This window comes from Spirosoma litoris (assembly GCF_054776755.1).
Genome location: NZ_BAAHBI010000020.1, coordinates 71619 through 88132 on the forward strand (window position 1 = coordinate 71619; position 16514 = coordinate 88132).

A 16514-nucleotide genomic window follows, 5' to 3' on the forward strand; every position below is an offset into this window, starting at 1 on the left:
TTTCAACTTGGTGAGTATGAAAAACAAATATTTTGATGCTAAAATGATAATAATTAGTTGCGAAGTTGTCGAAAAAGAAATAGTTGGAGACATCTAGGTTAGGTTTGTTTCATTTGATAAATTGCAGTCCCTACAGTACGTACACACCAGACCTTTCATGATTACCTCCACGAATGACGGCCAGTTTGACCAACTGATCGACGATTTAAGTCATTTGCCTACTTATACGATTGGCCGAGCGACGACAAATTCGATCGTTATCGCGAATGGAAAAGTAAGTGGACAACATGCCCGGCTCATTCAGTGTACACCTACCTGTTTTATCTTCGAAGACCTAGCCAGTAAAAATGGCTCGTTTGTCAATGAAGTGCGGATCGCACGTAAGGTTGTCGACAAACAGGATACGCTTCGATTGGCTGATACAACGTTTGATATTGATACGCTTCTGGCACTACTAAAGGCTGAGCCAGCTAAGCTCGAAACGCCAGTTCCATCTGTCAAAATACCACCTAAGCTACTTCCCGAAGTAGCGCCGGATTCGTTGAATTTTACGAAGGAATTTGCCGACCTGAAACAGGTCTATGAGCAATACCCAAAACTGCGAAAGGATTGCCGGAACCGTGAGAAAATGATTCGAACGGGGAGCGTTATTCTGTCCTCCATCGTCAGTGTCAGTGCTGTTGTATCGACGGGAGGAGCTGCGTTGCCTTTGCTGCATGTCTTGTCGGGAGCGGGCTTAAGTGTCCTGATTCCTACACTATGCTCCGCGTTATTATCGACTGAAGAGAAGCTGGAAGTGATTGATAAAGAGTATCGGGAGCGGTATCGTTGCCCAAATCCGGCCTGTCGTGACCCCTTTGGTACACGGGAATGGGAGCATCTTGCCCAACAGAAAACCTGCCGTCGTTGCCAGGCGATTTGGGTTCAGTAAAAAAAACTTTCTATTTCTGACTTACCTTTTTCAGAGACGGCCTATTAACTGCAAAACAGAACGCTGATTCGTTTGATTTTTATGGTTTAGCTGTAATTGGAAAATTATAAATGATCTTATTAATCCTAAAAATCAGCGTTCTGATTGATCTTAACCAATTAGCACATCACCACCATGTCACAACTTTCCGAGCAAACCGATTTATCAACCGATTCATATACGATGGATGCTTCCGCTTCTATCCCCACCAAATCAAACTTGACCATGGATAAAAAGAAAATGCTGGGCATTTCGGCTGCCGCTATGTTATTAGGTGGTGCTGCCTGGGCAGTTGTTCACAAACCCGGGCATCCTAAACCAGACGAGGAGCCCACATCGTCAGATGTGAACGCTACCTCCAAAATTCCTGACGATATTGATGTTGCTGGAAAAACGACTGATAGCATGACGTTTGAACAGGCGTTCGAAACCGCTCGCGAAGAAGTGGGGATGGGGGGCGTGTTTAGCTGGCATGGGCATTGGTACAATACGTTTGAGAAAGAAGAATGGAGTGGTCTTTCGTTGACGCAGCGGCAGGAATATACCGAAATGATTACGGGTGAGCATCTGCCTGTGAAACCATATGCGCAACCGGTAAACCGTGCTCATGATACTACGCTAACGCAAGAACCGGCTTCTGAACCGACTATCATCGAAGGCCACCTGAACGGCCAGCGAATAATGGGTCTCGATTTTGATCATGATGGTGTGATCGACACGCTGGTTTTGGATGGAGCGGATAGCAATACATATCGGATAGTCGACGCCAGTGGCGATGATGGCTTAGATACTATTTATCGCTATGATTCGCTGGATGGTGAATTAACGGCAGCCATTCGTTTAGACCACCCAATAGTCTTGAGTAACGACCAGTTTAATCAGGGGCTAGAAGAAAGTATGTCGAAAGAAATCGTCGATTCAATTCTTGAATCTGAGCCTCCGACATCCACTGTATTAGTAGCATCGCATGAAGCGGCCGATCTGGATGAGCCAACAGATAACCACGAAACCCACGCGGCTGATACATACGACGATGATACCTATATCAACGACGGCAATGTTCAGGATATGGACGAGTAAGAGATATGAGTGGATTTAAAACAACGCTTATTAATTGCCAGCAGTGTGGTCGACGCATTATGGTTCGTGCCGTCGATACCGAACGTGGGTCAATTGTGTGTTCGCACGTGGGTTGTGGCGCTGTTAATGTATTGCAAAAGCCGTTTCATTACGACGACTCTATTGTTCAGGGGCTTCCCTCGTTTGGGCAATTGACGTACCTGGGTACTCCTGAAACAACGTACAGATTGCAGTTTGGCAGTAACGTCATCGGTACATCCGATGCCAGTACGGTTCAGGTTGCCCGCTTTGTTCATAACGGTCGGTGCTTCATTAGCCGTCGGCATTGTACGCTGACTATTGTATTTGATAAATGGACGGGTCAATTGCGCTACCAACTTCAGGATGGCGCTGTGGATGCGACCACACAACTGAGCCAACCCAGTCTGAATGGCACGCAACTAAATGGAGTCCCTTTGCTGAAAACCGAACTGATCGATGTTAGCGATGGAGGAATTATCACGTTGGGTGGTGTAGATCGGTTTCGGCTAGAGCACTACACAATTCCCTCAGCAATGCTCGATACCTATAAAATCGAACTGGATTTCAACCCTGACCGAACTCAGTAAACTATGCAGATTCAGCCAGCTTTGCCCATTGCCTTTTCGCACATTGGCCAACGGACGATCAATCAGGATGCAGTATATCCGGCTGTGACGATGGCTACCGAGCAGACGCAGCTTTTTATTGTGTGCGATGGAATGGGCGGGGCCGATAAGGGAGAGATTGCCAGCCAGTTGCTTTGTGATGCGTTGATCGGCTATTCTGCCTCGATGAATGAGCCCATTTTTGATAGGGCTCATATACAAGCGGCTCTCGATCTGGCTTATTCGGCCTATGACGATTATCTGAAACAGCATCCGTTGGTTAGTCGTATGGGATCAACGCTGGCCCTCTTGCAGTTTCATGAGCAGGGAGCAACGGTAATCCACATTGGCGACAGCCGTGTGTATCAGATTCGGGCAGGTAAGATTGTGTTTCAGACGCAGGATCATCGGCAGGTAAACGACATGGTAGAGGCTGGTATCATCACGGCCACTCAGGCACTGACACACCCCTGGCGTAATCGCCTGAGTCGGGCGGTGGTGGCCAGTGCTGCTGATAAAGACGGGCAGGCTACCCGGCCTATGTCCGAGATAACAGTTTTATCGGATGTGCGGGCGGGCGATTATTTTTTCATGTGTACAGATGGCGTACTGGAAAAAATCGATGACTATGTGCTGGCAACACTACTTGCCAGTGACATGCCCGATCAGGCTAAAATCGGCTCGTTACAGGCCCTGTGCGATGGACATATTAAAGATAATTACTCAGGCTATTTGATAGGAATTAGTCAGGTAACCCAGGCTAAGCCTGTTCAATCCGTGAATGCCTTCTAAAGCTATGTTGACTCCATTACTGATTAGTTTAGGCATATTGTTGGGCTTTCAGCCGCCGATGGTACAGGGGCAAACCTATGCGGTTGTCGTAGGCATTGCTGATTATCAAGCGCTGTCGTATTCAACCGGCGATTTGCGGTTTGCCGATCGGGATGCCCGTCAGGTAGTTGATTTTTTGCAGAGCAAGTCGGGCGGCCGTGTATTGGCATCACACATTCGATTGTTAACCAATCGGCAGGCAACACAAGCTACCATTGAACAAGCACTGACACTCTTCCGACAAGCGGGCACAAACGACCGGGTTATCCTGTATTTTTCGGGACATGGCCTTCCCGATAGTTTTGTTCCATACGATGCCCGTCCGGACGATCGACGGAAATTGCTAACCTATGCCGCCATTAAAGCGGCTTTTCGTGCGTCTAAAGCCCTGACAAAACTGTGTATTGCCGATGCCTGTCTGTCTGGTGGCATAACTCGCCAACAAACCAATCGTTCTGAACTGGCAAAGACAGGGCGAGACGGAAGTAACGTAGCTATGTTACTGGCCAGTCGATCAACTCAGTATGCGGTTGAAGATCGGCGTTTGGCAGGAGGAGCGTTTACCTACTTTTTGCTCAAAGGATTGACCGGGCAGGGCGATCTCAACGGCGATGGCATTGTAACTATACGAGAGCTGCATAAATACGTAGCTCCACTGGTCAGGCAGCGAACGAAAGGAAAGCAGACACCGGTTTTTTATGGTCGGTTTTCGGATAGCCTGCCTTTAGCGTATCTTTGATTGATCCACATTATACCCACCTAACCCTTTCGTATGAATCAGACGTTTACTACGTTTCTGGACTTTAAAAAGCGTTATCCGATCCACCCGAATGATGAGGGAGCTCTGTTAGGTGTCGGTACGTATGGCCGGGTTATCAAAGTTGAAGATCAGCTCGAAACGGAGTGGGTAGCGATAAAGATCAGTGAGTTTAAGGGCCATGATACCAAATCGCTGAAGGCCGAAGTTGAACTGGCGCAACGAGTGCCGAGGCAAACCAATATAGCGCGCTACGATTCCTGCCATCGCCTGGAAACGGATACCAGTGTCAGCGATTTCGCGATCATGAAATATTACCCGGATGGCAATCTGGCCGATTTGCTCCGACGTGTAACGCTGACACCCACGCAAATTTATGAGATTACAAAAGGGATCTTGCTCGGCCTCCAGCATCTGCATCGCCACCGCATCGTTCACCGCGATTTTAAACCGGCTAACATCCTAATATCCAGAGATAATGCTGGGCGATTCATTCCAAAGATTGCTGATTTTGGGCTTAGTAAATTAGTGAGTGATGACGAACTCGATAGCTCAGATTTTGATCTGAGCGACGGTCGAGGTACACCATCCTATAAAGCGCCCGAGCAAATTGAAGGGAGTCGGGTGAGTTTCAACCTCGATTTATGGGCGTTTGGCGTCATTCTCTACGAAATGATGACGGGCGAGAAACCGTTCCGGGCTGATTCACGGAACAGCAGCGAACAGTCGGTGCGACGTGAGGTAGAAAAGAAAATTATGACGGTCGAATTACCCGCTCGCTTAAGCCAGATTGCTGAACCTTATGGGACCATGATTCGCCGGTGCCTGGTTCGCGACATTCATGAGCGTGTTCGTAAGGAAGATGAATTGCTGGATTTGCTGGACCAGATTCCGCAATTACTGAATCAGGCCAATATACTGTTTGAACACGCTGATTACCAGCGGGCTATTGCGGTGCTTGAGCAAGTACTGGCCAAGCGGGAGCATCATGTTGAAGCCCAGAATCGACTAAATCAATGTACGAGTGCTCTCCAGCAAGAGCAACTCACCCAGTTACTGAACGAAGCTAATGCCCTGTGTCGACAACAGCGTTTTGAGCAGGCCAAAAGCCAGTACGAGCAAGTGCTGAAACTCAATCCAACAGATGAAACGGCCATTCAAGGGCTGGCGCTGTGTATTGAGCAGCTTCGGCCTAAACCCGTAGCGATTGAGTCGGAATTAACTGATGTTTATGAAGAAGAAAAAACGGATGTTTATGTAGCTCCTCCCAGCCCTGGCCCGACAGTTGACAGACCAGCCCCCAAACCAGCTGCTGTAGTTGCGCCGTCTACAGATAGAGCGTCAACCCAAGTCAAGGATCAAACGGTATCAAAACCAACCCTTCCACAATCGACAAGCAATCCCATCGGGCAGACATTTCCCTGGAAGATCGCTGCTCCGGCCGCTATCGTTGTTGCTGGGCTTGGGCTGTATTTGAGCTTGCACAGCAATGATACCAGTACAACCAATACTGGGCAACAATCAGATAGTACAACGACCACAGGTGTGGTTCCTAATGCGAAGCCGAAATCTTCCGAAGCAATAAAATCAATCCCCGACGAATCGAAAGCTGATCTACGTAAACGTATCGATGTCGCTCTTGGCAAAGCTCATCAGGCGTATAAAGCCAAAGACTATAATCTGGCTCTCGTATTGACAAACAGCGCCCTCCAGCTTGACCCGACCCGGCAGGACGTAACTAAACTACGGGATGTTGCTCAGAAGGAACTCCAGAAACAAGCGTCAAGTGAGGAACAGCCCGTTAGTGCTACACCAGAGCAACCTAAAAATACGACGCCAACGCCGGAAGTAGAGAAACCAAAATCGGCCGAACCAGAAGAGGATGCCAGTGCTAAGCGACTGAAAGAAAAGCAGGAACAGCAGACTAAATACGACGATCTGATTGAGGAAGGCGTAAAAGCCATCGCGACTGGTAATAATAAAGCAAAAGCTATCTCCTCGTTCAGTAAAGCACAGGACCTGGCAAAAGGACAGGAATTAAGTACGGCTAAAGCCGAGGCCGCTTACGCACAATACATGGCCAAAGCGAATAAGATTTTTGCTACAGACGAATTCGACGGAGCGAAGGCCTGGTATCAGGTGGCACAGGCTCTGAAAGATACGGATGAAGTCAGACGGAAAATTAAACAGTGTACCAATCAGTAACCCACCTAATTTATGATGTTCAAACCACTACACCATTTCATGTTAGTATTGCTGCTGTCTTTTGTCGGGCTGCCTGCTTTCCAGGCTCTGGGCCGAACAACTGTGGCAACTGTTGTCGATGATGAATATGATCGCTACAAGAAACGTGGCGACGATTTTTTTAAGGAAGGAAAGTATCTAGAAGCTCGGCGGCAATATCAGAACTGTCTCGAAGTTCCTGGTTTTGAAAACGATGCCTATGCGAAAGAGCAAATTCAGGAATGCACCATAGGGCTGAAACTTCGCCAACAGGCCGATGATGCCATAAAGCAAGGTAAAAGTCAGGAGGCTGTCCGTTTGTTTGGCCAACTTCTGAATCTAAATCCAGATGATGCGTTGACAAAGGTGCAACTGGCTGATCTCTACGAGCGAGAGGGGAATCAGTTTTTTAAACAGAAACAGTATACAGAAGCCCGACAGGCCTATACCGAAGCAAGCAAATATGCTTCGCCGATAAAAAAAGAAACTCTATTAATTCAAATTCAGACGATTAATGGAATTACTGCACCTAAATATTCAAAGCAAGTAGGGCTGAAAGTAGTTACGGGATTAGTCGCAGTAGGGGCGGGAGTCTATGCACTCATCTTGCGCAATGATTATCAATCGAAAATGGGTACACTGAGCCAGATCAGCCAGACTGTCGATCCTTCGGGTAGTGGTGTGATCAGTGATCGAAGTGCCTATCTTCAGTATACGGATGCCTATAATGCTGCCGAGGCTGCCCAGAAAAAAAATGGACTGTTTAAAGCTTGCCTGGGCGTTGCAGCTGTAGCCACCATTGCTGAATTGTACCTGCTGATTCACAAGCCCAAACCACGTACAAGTGCTATACAATGGAAACCCTCTTCACAGTCATGGGGCCTTGCTGTTAGCTACACATTTTGATTCTGTCTATCCATCGAATCTTTAATTTCCTATTGATAATGAATCGTTTATTGGTTTATATAAGTGCGTGTTTTTTAGTTATTGGCAGTGGAATGCTCTTGTTGAGTTGTGGTAACTGGGATATTCCCTCACGTAAATCGCAACGGGAGTGTATAAAACCTGCGGGTACTCTTTCCACTCAAATACAGCAACTGAAAGTCGATTTTTCAATCAGCGGTAGCAGTGGGACTATCGATAAAGTAAACTGGGATTTTGGTAATAACAGTACTACGGCTACTACTGGGTTAACGGTTAGCAATACTTATCCAGCCTCAGGTACGTACACCGTTAAAGCTACGCTAACAAATTCGTGTGGCAACGAGACTGTACTTCAACAGGTAATTTCGGTGAGCAATGCATTGTCTCCTACTGTAACCTTACAACCTGTTACCGACGTTACCACAACGTCAGCAGCGGTACGTATGACCCTAACCTCTACGGGTAATGCAACCATTACTCGCTATGGAATCTGTTATTCGGCCACCAATCCCACACCCGAAATTGGTAAAGAGAATGTAACCGTAATCGATATGCCGACTGCTCTGCCAATTAATAGCCCGACTTCGTTTACGCTGACACCTCTCTTACCGAATACGACTTATTACGTGCGTAGTTATGCCATTAATTCGGCAGTTTCAACGCCTGGTTATAGTGATGTGCAAACCTTCCGAACTGGACAAAACCCAGTTGTTGCTGTTAATGGTACGGCTTCTGTGGGAACCACAACAGCATCCGTGAATTTTGTAGTAACGAATCCAGGAAGTCCAGCGGCTGTTGAGTATGGTATCTGCTACTCATCGAGCAGTAGTACGCCTGATAAGAACTCATCGACCGTAAAAGTTACCAGTCCGACTACAGGCGCTAATGTAGTCGTGACGCTTACCGATCTGACGCCCAACAAAACGTATTACTACCGTTCCTATGCTATAACGGCTTCGGGCGATGTTATTTACAGTGATGTCATGACCTTGACTACGCAGGTCGATACCGTTTCGCAGGATTTAATAGCCTCCGTATCCTTTACCGATCGGTCATTACTGGATGCCAGTGCGAACAATAATGATGTCAAACTGGTCGGGAATCCAACATTCGTGTCTGATCGGAAAGGCAAAGCAAATGCTGCGATTTCGCTAAATGGCTCAGGCGATTATTTCTATATGCCCGAAAACAATAGCTTAAATCCGAATGATCTCTCGATTAGTATTTGGATTAAGCCTAATGTTGTGAATGACAGGATGTTGATTTACAATAAATCCAAGTTCAGTGATGGAACCAATGAAATGTATAGTTCTCTTATCAAGCCTAGTGAAAGCGGCTCTGGTATAGCTATTAACGTAGATATTAAGCAAGGTAGTAACTGCAAACCGGCTGCTGGGTGGCAAACAGTTACTTTTTCAAGTTCGCCTGATTTGAGCAAATGGCACCATGTAGTCTTTACCTATTCCGGTAAGTCTATTCGAATGTATTTTGATACCATACTTCTAGGTCAAACAGATTCTTTACCTGGTAGTAGTATAGATACATGTCCTGGTGGAGATTTGAAATTTGGCGCACAATCTCAAGCGCTTCCTCAGTATTTCAGTGGAGCTATGGACGATATCCGAATTTATAAACGTGCGATAACTGCTGCTGAAGTGCAGACATTATTTAACCAGTAAACCAGGGTTACTCAATTTTTTGTAACACCTGTTTTGCCAGCGATTGAAACGGATTGGCCTTGTCGATACTGATGGTTTTCAGTATAGGTAGGGCCTTTTCTTTTTGGTCGTTCTTCACGTAAGCCAGCGCCAGAAACCATTCGGCTTTTTGTCGGATTTTGAGCGAGGGGGCTGTTAAGGCTTTGTTTAATAGAGGGATCGCTTCTGTTGGCTGTTTATTGGCCAAGTAGCTTAATCCCAGGAAATAGTTTTTGTAGTGAATCGTCTGCTTATCAGTAGGTAAAGTTTTCAGCTGAGCAATAACCTGGTCGTACTTCCCCGATTTGTACTTCGCCAGCGCATCCAGTAATTGAGCCTGAACATCGGGTGAAACGGCACCGGATGGAAAGTCTTTGACTAACTCGTCGGGCGTAGATGTTTCGGCGTAGGCGATATCAGACTGCCGGTCGCTGGTTTGCTGGTAGGTATAATAGCCAATACTGAGCACTACTACGACCGAAGCAGCTGCAGCCCAATAACGCCAATTGATCAACGGTCGAACAATCGGTTTCTCTGCAATTGTTTCTTCAGTGGCTATGGTTGCTTTGTACTGCAATTTTGCCCGTTCCAACGCTTGCTCAATGCCAATAGCCCGCAAACCCAACCGGATGTCGCGCTGACGGGCAACCTCTGTTCTAAGTTCGGCATCGGCCTGTATATCGTTCTCAAACACAGTGCGATCTGCTGCCGATAACTCATTGTTGAGGTAGGCTTCAATAACTTCGTATTGCTCTTCAGATAGGTTCATAATCCGTTCTTATTAGCCACTTTCTGATAAAACCCTTTCAGCTTTTCGGCGCAATCATACCGTTTCGATTTAACCGAAGACTCTTTCATATTGAGTCGTTCAGCAATTTCCCGCAGTGAAACTTCTTCGACATAAAACCATTCAATAAGTTTTCGGCATTCGTCTTTGAGTTGCTCTAACGACTGTCGAACCACCTTCACAACTTCCATTCGTTCTAAGTCCTTTACCACATCGGTGGTGTCAATTACATCGATTGTATCCGGCAAACTGGCTCGGTTACGAAATCGGGCCGATTTTAGCTCGGTAAGCCAGACACATTTGCAATAATCAAAGACGACCGTAGTGATACGGGTGCCAGCCTGAAGCTGATATTTTCCTGTCTCGATGTTGAGTAAAAAGTTGAGCAGCCCTTTCTGGAAAGCGTCTTCAGCGTCCATTTCGGTACCATTGTTGTTCTGCACCCAATAGCGGAAAGAAGGGAACGATTCAGCATATAAATATTGATATGCCCGCTCATCGCGCCGACTCAAGGCATCGTAAAAATTCTGGTCTGTTGCGTAAATGGGTAGTGGTCGGGTTGCCATAAGGTGGTTGAATGTACGAAGATAAAACCCGATAGCTCAGCATCTAACGAACAGCCAATCATTGATGAATAGGGAAGGTGTAGAAAAGGTAAGTCAGAAATTTGATCAATAATTTTTTTACCTGTTCTGACTGACCTTTTTGCTGCTCAATCTATACAGTACCAAACATCAAAGTCCAACCTCAGAAAATGGTAAGTGTAGAAAAAACGGATGTAAAACCTTTACTGTATCGGAATACCCAGGAGAAATATGGTAAACTTTATCCAGTAAAGGAGACGAGCCTACTGCTCCCCTCGCTGGTTTTACTGATAGGCTGCCTGCTGGTAACGACGCTGATTCGTTACCGATTGATTTTTTTTGTTAGTTCCGATATCGGTGGAATTGAAAGCAATGCAATCTATTCGATCCAGCGATATATGGCGGGTTATCCGCTCTATGCAAATCCAGAAATAGCCCCGTATTCCATTACCCAGTATAGCCCTATTTATTATCGGATTGTAGCTGCGATTGGTTATCTGGCAGGAGTAGAGCTTGATGATACATTGGGTATTTACCGGTTAAGTCGGCTTGTCTCGCTCGTGGCTAATGGGTTTTACGCAGTACTACTTTTTGCGTTGGGAAAGCGGTTTTCTCTTACAACAAAAGCAAGCATGGCGATTGCCATATCGGCGTTCGTGTTATTGCCTCCTCAAGCCTATTCCCGGCCTGATAGCCTTTATATTTTATGGGTAATAGCCACGTTATATGCGGTTGTGCGAGCTATTCAGACAGAGCAAAAGAAGCCGGAATTTAGCTGGTTGGCCGGTGCTGTTGGACTAGCCGCGTTGGCCATTGCGACAAAACAATCGGGAATTGTTTTACCCTTTGCGGTGGTGGGCTATTACGTGTTCGTGAACGGCCACTGGTTGAAAGGGCTTGTTCTGGGTGGTTGTATCGGACTAACCGGACTGGTTTTCCTGATTGGTTTTATGCCCGAACATGACCCAATCCTATTGTATGCAAACATTATTAACGGTGTGAATCAGGGCGTTGACTGGTCGTCATTCAAAATCAACATCGTTGATCATTATTTCCGGACATTTAGTGTACACATTGCCATTGGCTTGCCGCTATGTATCTGGCTCATACGGCAAACTAAAGCAGACTATCGCTGGCTGGGCTGGAGCGTGCTGGTATTGTTCGGATTTTCGTTGTCGACGAGTATAAAATGGGGTTCGGCGTTAAATTATTTCACGGAGTATGTGGCTTTAACAGGTTTAGTTGTAGCAGTTTGGCTAAATGAGCAAAGTTTCCTGATAAATAAGCGAGGGATGGGGTGGCCCTTGCTGGCATTTTCTGCCATTTTCTGGGCGGTTGTCCCCAACATGACGAATTTCAACTGGCCTTTGCTCATGCGTTCAGGGGCTCTTTCTGAAACACCTTATCGGCAACAAAAACAGATTGCTGATTACCTGAGGGATTCGCTTAAGCTAAAGTCTACGGACGCTGTGTTTGTGACGAATTATAACTACTGTTACCTCAATGGGTTGCTTTATCGAAACTGCATCATTCCTCAGCAAGACATGATTGCAGCCGTTATGTATCCTCGTAAAAAATTAGATTATTCAGCTTTCGATAAGCAAATCAGCCAACAGGGGATACGCTTTTTGATTACACGTTCTGGCGAGACTTCAACTGAATTTCCAGGATTGACAACGGCTCACTATGTTCTCAGGCGTAGATTCCCTGAGTTCGACGTGTATGAGTCGCGCTGACATTCAATTGTTTATTACGCTAGTGTGTCCCAAAGCAGATACCCATTCAGGCCCATAATCAGGGCAGCAACGGCCCAGGACAACGTTTTTAGCCAACCTGGATTAACGAAACGTCCCATTTTCTCTTTATCGCTGGTGAATTGTACCAGAGGCACAACGGCGAAGCTGAGTTGGAGAGACAGCACGACCTGACTCAGTACGAGTAATTCGCTGGTGCCATGTTCACCATAAAGAATTGTGACGACAAACGCAGGAACAATCGCCACTAAGCGGGTAATTAACCGACGTATCCAAGGTTTTACTCGCAAATTCAGAAAGCCTTCCATCACAATCTGACCAGCCAGTGTACCCGTCAACGTTGAGTTTTGGCCCGAGGCCAACAAGGCTACGGCAAACAGAATACCCGCTAGTTTAACGCCTAAAATTGGGTCAAGGAGCCGATGGGCATCGGTAATGTCGGCAACGTGCTGGTTGCCCGAGAAGTGAAACGCTGCAGCCGATAAAACCAGGATGGCCGCGTTGATAAAGAAAGCCAGAAACAGAGAAACTGTCGAATCGATTGTCGCGAATTTAATGGCCAATTGTCGTCCCGCATCATTACGCCCGAAATCGCGGGTTTGTACAATGCTGGAATGCAGATAGAGGTTGTGCGGCATGACGGTAGCCCCCAGAATCCCGATGGCAATGTAAAGCATCCCCGGATTGGTAATCACATCGGTATGCGGTATCAGCCCGGCAAAAACATCGCCAACGTTAGGTTGCGAAACCAGCAACTCATAGCCGAAGCAACCAACAATCAGGAAAATCAGGCTGGCAACAATCCGTTCGAGCACTTGAAACCCCTTATTCTGCAAGTAAAGCAGCAGCAATACGTCTAACGAGGTAATCAGAACACCAATCGTAAGTGGAAGCCCAAATAGTAGATTTAGGGCAATTGCTGAACCGATAACCTCAGCCAGATCGCAGGCGGCAATGGCGATTTCGGCCAACAGCCATAAACCGAAACCCACCGGACGACTAAAATGATCGCGACAGGCTTGTGCCAAATCGCGACCCGTAGCAATACCTAATTTGAGTGCCAGGTGTTGAAGTAAAATTGCGAACAGGTTGGAAATCAGAACGACCGACAACAGCCGATACCCATAACGGGCTCCTCCTGCAATATCAGTAGCCCAGTTACCGGGGTCCATATAGCCTACAGCTACCATCAGCCCAGGCCCTGCATAGGCTCGCAATGTTTTAAAAAAACCTGCGCCCTTGGGTACGTGAACAGAGCTATGAACATCGCCTAATGAGTTTTCGTTAGACTCCTGTCGCCAGTTTTTCGTTTGTGTATTAGTTGCTTCCATGTAAGCAATTGGTAATCATCAGAACAGTTGAGCAAACTTACAATGCATCAAATATAAGTATTATTGAAATAAAAATTTAGACCAGTCTAAATTTTTAGAAAGTTTAACATAAAAACTACCTTTGTGGGTAAACTGTTTTGATTTAGTTTGCCTTTCTGTACAAGGAGTCGTGGTCTATGCAATCATTCACTGAAGAAAATTACCTGAAGATGATCTATTCACTTGCCAATCGTCGGCAGGGGGAAGTCAGCACGAATGCATTGGCAGAAATGACATCGACAAAGGCCGCTTCAGTAACCGATATGCTTCGTAAACTAGCTGATAAACAGTTAATTCACTATAAGAAATACCAGGGCGTTCGCTTGACGGAAGAGGGCGAACGGCTGGCCCTGCAAGTGATTCGGCGGCATCGGCTTTGGGAAGTTTTTCTGGTCCAGAAGCTCGGTTTTGGCTGGGATGAAGTCCATGAAATTGCGGAAGAATTAGAGCACATTCGGTCAGAAGAGTTAGTGGCCCGTTTAGATACGTATTTAGGCTGTCCACAGTTTGATCCGCATGGCGATCCAATTCCAACTCCAGCGGGTCAAATGCCTGAAATGGGTTATCGACAATTATCGGAGGTGGCAATAGGAGAGGAAGTCTGCCTGATGGCTGTGTTAGAACATTCCCCTGAATTTCTGCAACACCTCGATCACTCAAATTTAACGCTTGGCTGTACGATAACAATTGAGGAAATCAACGCCTTCGACAAATCGGTACTGGTTCAGATCGTAACGGGTCGTACTGTATTCGTCAGCCATGAAGTCGCGAAGAATTTATTGGTGAATTAGTATATGGTTTACGGTTTATGGTAGTCGGTGGCTGACGCATAAATATTGCTTTCGTGTCAGCCACCGGCTACCCTAAGCCATATACCGTAAACCGTTAAACGATTTATGAAACTTTTAGACGCTTATATACTCAAACGTTTTCTGCAGACCTACATCTTCGTGGTGATGGTCATTGTGTTGGTGGTTGTTATGATTGACTACACCGAAAAGGTGGACAATTTTCATAAGACACATGCCCCTACCAACGAAATTCTCTGGGATTATTACCTCAATTTCATTCCGTACTGGGCCAATTACATCAGCCCATTGATGGTGTTTATTGCTACGGTTTTCCTGACTTCCCGTCTGGCTGCCCGAACTGAGATTATTGCAATTCTGAGTACGGGTGTTAGTTTCATGCGCTTGTTACTACCCTATGTACTAGGTGCATCGGTGCTAGCTGTAGCGACTTATTTTATGGTTAACTACGTGATTCCGGCAGCTAACAAAACCCGGATTGCATTCGAAATCAAGTATATCAACGATTCGTTTACCTACTCGAATCGGAATGTCCATCTGAAAATTGCCCCCAATACCTACGCCTATCTGGAGAGCTACAATAATGTGGTTAATACCGGTTATAAATTCACCCTGGAGCGCGTAGAGGGTAATCAACTCAAACAGAAACTAACGGCCGACCATATTGAATGGGATGAGAAAAAGAAAAAGTGGACCATCGTGGATTATAAAATCCGGGATATAAACGGTTTGCGTGAGACCCTTACGCCCGGTGCGCGTATCGATACCACGCTGAATCTGAAACCAGACGATTTTGGGTCGAATTTTAACCTTTACGAAACCCTGACCCGGCCTGAACTCAATAAGCGAATTGAGTTGCTGCAAAGCCGTGGATCAGATGGTATCGAAATTTATCTGATTGAAAAGTACAGTCGCGATACTCGTCCGTTTGCCATCATCATTCTGACGGTGATTGGCGTCATTATGTCGGCCCGTAAGAGTCGCCGTGGGGTAGGGTGGCAAGTGGCCTTAGGGTTTATTTTAGCCTTTATCTACCTGTTGTTTTTTATGCTGGCCAAAGGCATTGCTGAATCTGGCAACCTCAATCCTATAGTAGCAGTCTGGCTTCCAAACGCTATTTTTGCACTCATCGGGGTATTATTGTACAATACAATACCGAGGTGATGAATGAATTATAAGCCTTCCTTCACAGATTATCTGCAACTCCATTTCATTGTCCTGATTTGGGGGTTTACAGCCATTCTGGGCAAATTATTAGCGCCCCTCGATTCGTCGGGGGTGGTTTTATTTCGGACGCTACTTGCCGTGGTCGGTATGGGCGTTGTGCTTCTATGGCGCCGGCAGAGTCTTCTGGTATCTCCGGCCGACCGTTGGCGATTAGTGGCGACAGGAGGGCTGATTGGGCTACATTGGGTTCTATTTTTTCTGGCGGCTCGTCTGGCCAATGTTTCGGTTTGTTTAGCGGGTATGGCCACCAGTTCACTTTGGGCTAGCGTACTGGAACCACTCGTGCTACGTCGGCGCGTGCGTACCATTGAGGTCGTGCTGGGTGCTGTAGTTATGGCTGGTCTTTATCTGATTTTTCGGTTTGAGTTCGATAAAGTCGTAGGGTTAGCGGTGGCTGTGTTTTCGGCTATGCTATCGTCTTTGTTTACAATTATTAACAGCCGATTTACGCAGCGTTACGACGCGCTGGTTATCTCTTTTTACGAGATGATAGGTGCATCGGTGGGCGCATTTGTACTCTGGCTACTTGTTCGGTCAAGTGACCCAATGGATGCTAATCACGTCATACAATACGTACCTGATTCACTTCTGCAATGGCTTTGGCTGCTGGTGCTGTCGATGGTTTGTACCGTTTATGCCTACACGGTGGGCGTAGGGTTGTTGCGGAAATTCTCGCCCTATATGGCTGTTTTAACGGTAAATCTGGAGCCCGTTTACGGTATTTTATTAGCCGTATTGATTTTTGGCGATACGGAACGAATGACCCTGGGCTTTTACGGAGGGACTCTTGTGATTCTGGCAGCTGTTTTAGCCTATCCATTTCTGAATAGTCGATTTACCAAAACACAAGCTACCTTACCCACCTCAACTTAGTC

At 46.4% G+C, this 16514-nt stretch carries 15 protein-coding genes; 12 read left to right on the forward strand and 3 right to left on the reverse strand.

Translation table 11 applies throughout. The features are described 5' to 3' along the window. Positions 1–157: 157 nt before the first annotated feature. From ACYVGR_RS12495 to ACYVGR_RS12530, 8 genes are all read left to right on the forward strand, one after another. Positions 158–931 (forward strand): FHA domain-containing protein, encoded by a 774-nt coding sequence (locus ACYVGR_RS12495; protein WP_460957019.1) that lies wholly within the window; start codon positions 158–160, stop codon positions 929–931. 174 nt (positions 932–1105) lie between these two features. Then, positions 1106–2050 (forward strand): hypothetical protein, encoded by a 945-nt coding sequence (locus tag ACYVGR_RS12500; RefSeq protein ID WP_460957021.1) that lies wholly within the window; start codon positions 1106–1108, stop codon positions 2048–2050. Positions 2051–2055: 5 nt separating this feature from the next. Beyond that, complete coding sequence (locus ACYVGR_RS12505) at positions 2056–2658, forward strand: FHA domain-containing protein (RefSeq protein WP_460957023.1); 603 nt, start codon at positions 2056–2058, stop codon at positions 2656–2658. Positions 2659–2661: 3 nt separating this feature from the next. After that, a complete protein-coding gene (locus tag ACYVGR_RS12510; protein WP_460957025.1) occupies positions 2662–3468 on the forward strand; it encodes a PP2C family protein-serine/threonine phosphatase in 807 nt (268 codons plus the stop codon). 4 nt (positions 3469–3472) lie between these two features. Beyond that, positions 3473–4246 carry a caspase family protein gene (locus ACYVGR_RS12515; RefSeq protein WP_460957027.1) on the forward strand — a complete coding sequence of 258 codons (774 nt, stop codon included), beginning with the start codon at positions 3473–3475 and terminating at the stop codon, positions 4244–4246. Positions 4247–4279: 33 nt separating this feature from the next. Then, positions 4280–6469: a protein kinase domain-containing protein gene (locus ACYVGR_RS12520; RefSeq protein WP_460957029.1), complete on the forward strand. Its 2190-nt coding sequence runs from the start codon at positions 4280–4282 to the stop codon at positions 6467–6469. 12 nt (positions 6470–6481) lie between these two features. After that, positions 6482–7393, forward strand: a complete 912-nt coding sequence (locus tag ACYVGR_RS12525) for a tetratricopeptide repeat protein (protein ID WP_460957031.1) — start codon at positions 6482–6484, stop codon at positions 7391–7393. A gap of 38 nt (positions 7394–7431) precedes the next feature. Beyond that, positions 7432–9090: a LamG-like jellyroll fold domain-containing protein gene (locus tag ACYVGR_RS12530; RefSeq protein WP_460957033.1), complete on the forward strand. Its 1659-nt coding sequence runs from the start codon at positions 7432–7434 to the stop codon at positions 9088–9090. 7 nt (positions 9091–9097) lie between these two features. Here ACYVGR_RS12530 and ACYVGR_RS12535 read toward each other — a convergent pair whose 3' ends face one another. Together ACYVGR_RS12535 and ACYVGR_RS12540 are read right to left on the reverse strand one after the other, a co-directional pair. Further along, positions 9098–9877 carry a hypothetical protein gene (locus tag ACYVGR_RS12535; protein ID WP_460957035.1) on the reverse strand — a complete coding sequence of 260 codons (780 nt, stop codon included), beginning with the start codon at positions 9875–9877 and terminating at the stop codon, positions 9098–9100. After that, positions 9874–10461: an RNA polymerase sigma factor gene (locus tag ACYVGR_RS12540; protein ID WP_460957037.1), complete on the reverse strand. Its 588-nt coding sequence runs from the start codon at positions 10459–10461 to the stop codon at positions 9874–9876. Before ACYVGR_RS12540 ends, ACYVGR_RS12535 begins: the two co-directional genes overlap by 4 nt. A 188-nt stretch (positions 10462–10649) precedes the next feature. Between ACYVGR_RS12540 and ACYVGR_RS12545 the strand changes: the two genes are divergently transcribed. Then, positions 10650–12215 (forward strand): glycosyltransferase family 39 protein, encoded by a 1566-nt coding sequence (locus ACYVGR_RS12545; RefSeq protein ID WP_460957039.1) that lies wholly within the window; start codon positions 10650–10652, stop codon positions 12213–12215. A gap of 14 nt (positions 12216–12229) precedes the next feature. Here the strand turns inward: ACYVGR_RS12545 and ACYVGR_RS12550 are convergent, their stop codons facing one another. Further along, on the reverse strand, positions 12230–13564 hold the full coding sequence (locus ACYVGR_RS12550; RefSeq protein WP_460957041.1) for an Nramp family divalent metal transporter: 1335 nt from the start codon (positions 13562–13564) through the stop codon (positions 12230–12232). A gap of 176 nt (positions 13565–13740) precedes the next feature. Here ACYVGR_RS12550 and ACYVGR_RS12555 point away from each other — a divergent pair, with 176 nt between their 5' ends. From ACYVGR_RS12555 to ACYVGR_RS12565, 3 genes are all read left to right on the forward strand, one after another. Beyond that, positions 13741–14394, forward strand: coding sequence for a metal-dependent transcriptional regulator (locus tag ACYVGR_RS12555; protein WP_460957043.1), 654 nt, complete (start codon positions 13741–13743; stop codon positions 14392–14394). Positions 14395–14499: 105 nt separating this feature from the next. Continuing rightward, a complete protein-coding gene (locus ACYVGR_RS12560; protein WP_460957045.1) occupies positions 14500–15576 on the forward strand; it encodes an LptF/LptG family permease in 1077 nt (358 codons plus the stop codon). 3 nt (positions 15577–15579) lie between these two features. After that, positions 15580–16512: a DMT family transporter gene (locus ACYVGR_RS12565; RefSeq protein ID WP_460957047.1), complete on the forward strand. Its 933-nt coding sequence runs from the start codon at positions 15580–15582 to the stop codon at positions 16510–16512. The last annotated feature ends 2 nt before the right edge of the window (positions 16513–16514 follow it).

What these genes read in the sequence shown, in the direction of transcription:
- ACYVGR_RS12535 (WP_460957035.1), bottom strand. Translation starts at nt 9,877, where the DNA reads ATGAACCTATCTGAAGAGCAATACGAAGTTATTGAAGCCTACCTCAAC.
- ACYVGR_RS12555 (WP_460957043.1), top strand. Translation starts at nt 13,741, where the DNA reads ATGCAATCATTCACTGAAGAAAATTACCTGAAGATGATCTATTCACTT.
- ACYVGR_RS12515 (WP_460957027.1), top strand. Translation starts at nt 3,473, where the DNA reads ATGTTGACTCCATTACTGATTAGTTTAGGCATATTGTTGGGCTTTCAG.
- ACYVGR_RS12525 (WP_460957031.1), top strand. Translation starts at nt 6,482, where the DNA reads ATGATGTTCAAACCACTACACCATTTCATGTTAGTATTGCTGCTGTCT.
- ACYVGR_RS12505 (WP_460957023.1), top strand. Translation starts at nt 2,056, where the DNA reads ATGAGTGGATTTAAAACAACGCTTATTAATTGCCAGCAGTGTGGTCGA.
- ACYVGR_RS12540 (WP_460957037.1), bottom strand. Translation starts at nt 10,461, where the DNA reads ATGGCAACCCGACCACTACCCATTTACGCAACAGACCAGAATTTTTAC.
- ACYVGR_RS12545 (WP_460957039.1), top strand. Translation starts at nt 10,650, where the DNA reads ATGGTAAGTGTAGAAAAAACGGATGTAAAACCTTTACTGTATCGGAAT.
- ACYVGR_RS12500 (WP_460957021.1), top strand. Translation starts at nt 1,106, where the DNA reads ATGTCACAACTTTCCGAGCAAACCGATTTATCAACCGATTCATATACG.
- ACYVGR_RS12510 (WP_460957025.1), top strand. Translation starts at nt 2,662, where the DNA reads ATGCAGATTCAGCCAGCTTTGCCCATTGCCTTTTCGCACATTGGCCAA.
- ACYVGR_RS12520 (WP_460957029.1), top strand. Translation starts at nt 4,280, where the DNA reads ATGAATCAGACGTTTACTACGTTTCTGGACTTTAAAAAGCGTTATCCG.
- ACYVGR_RS12530 (WP_460957033.1), top strand. Translation starts at nt 7,432, where the DNA reads ATGAATCGTTTATTGGTTTATATAAGTGCGTGTTTTTTAGTTATTGGC.
- ACYVGR_RS12560 (WP_460957045.1), top strand. Translation starts at nt 14,500, where the DNA reads ATGAAACTTTTAGACGCTTATATACTCAAACGTTTTCTGCAGACCTAC.
- ACYVGR_RS12565 (WP_460957047.1), top strand. Translation starts at nt 15,580, where the DNA reads ATGAATTATAAGCCTTCCTTCACAGATTATCTGCAACTCCATTTCATT.
- ACYVGR_RS12495 (WP_460957019.1), top strand. Translation starts at nt 158, where the DNA reads ATGATTACCTCCACGAATGACGGCCAGTTTGACCAACTGATCGACGAT.
- ACYVGR_RS12550 (WP_460957041.1), bottom strand. Translation starts at nt 13,564, where the DNA reads ATGGAAGCAACTAATACACAAACGAAAAACTGGCGACAGGAGTCTAAC.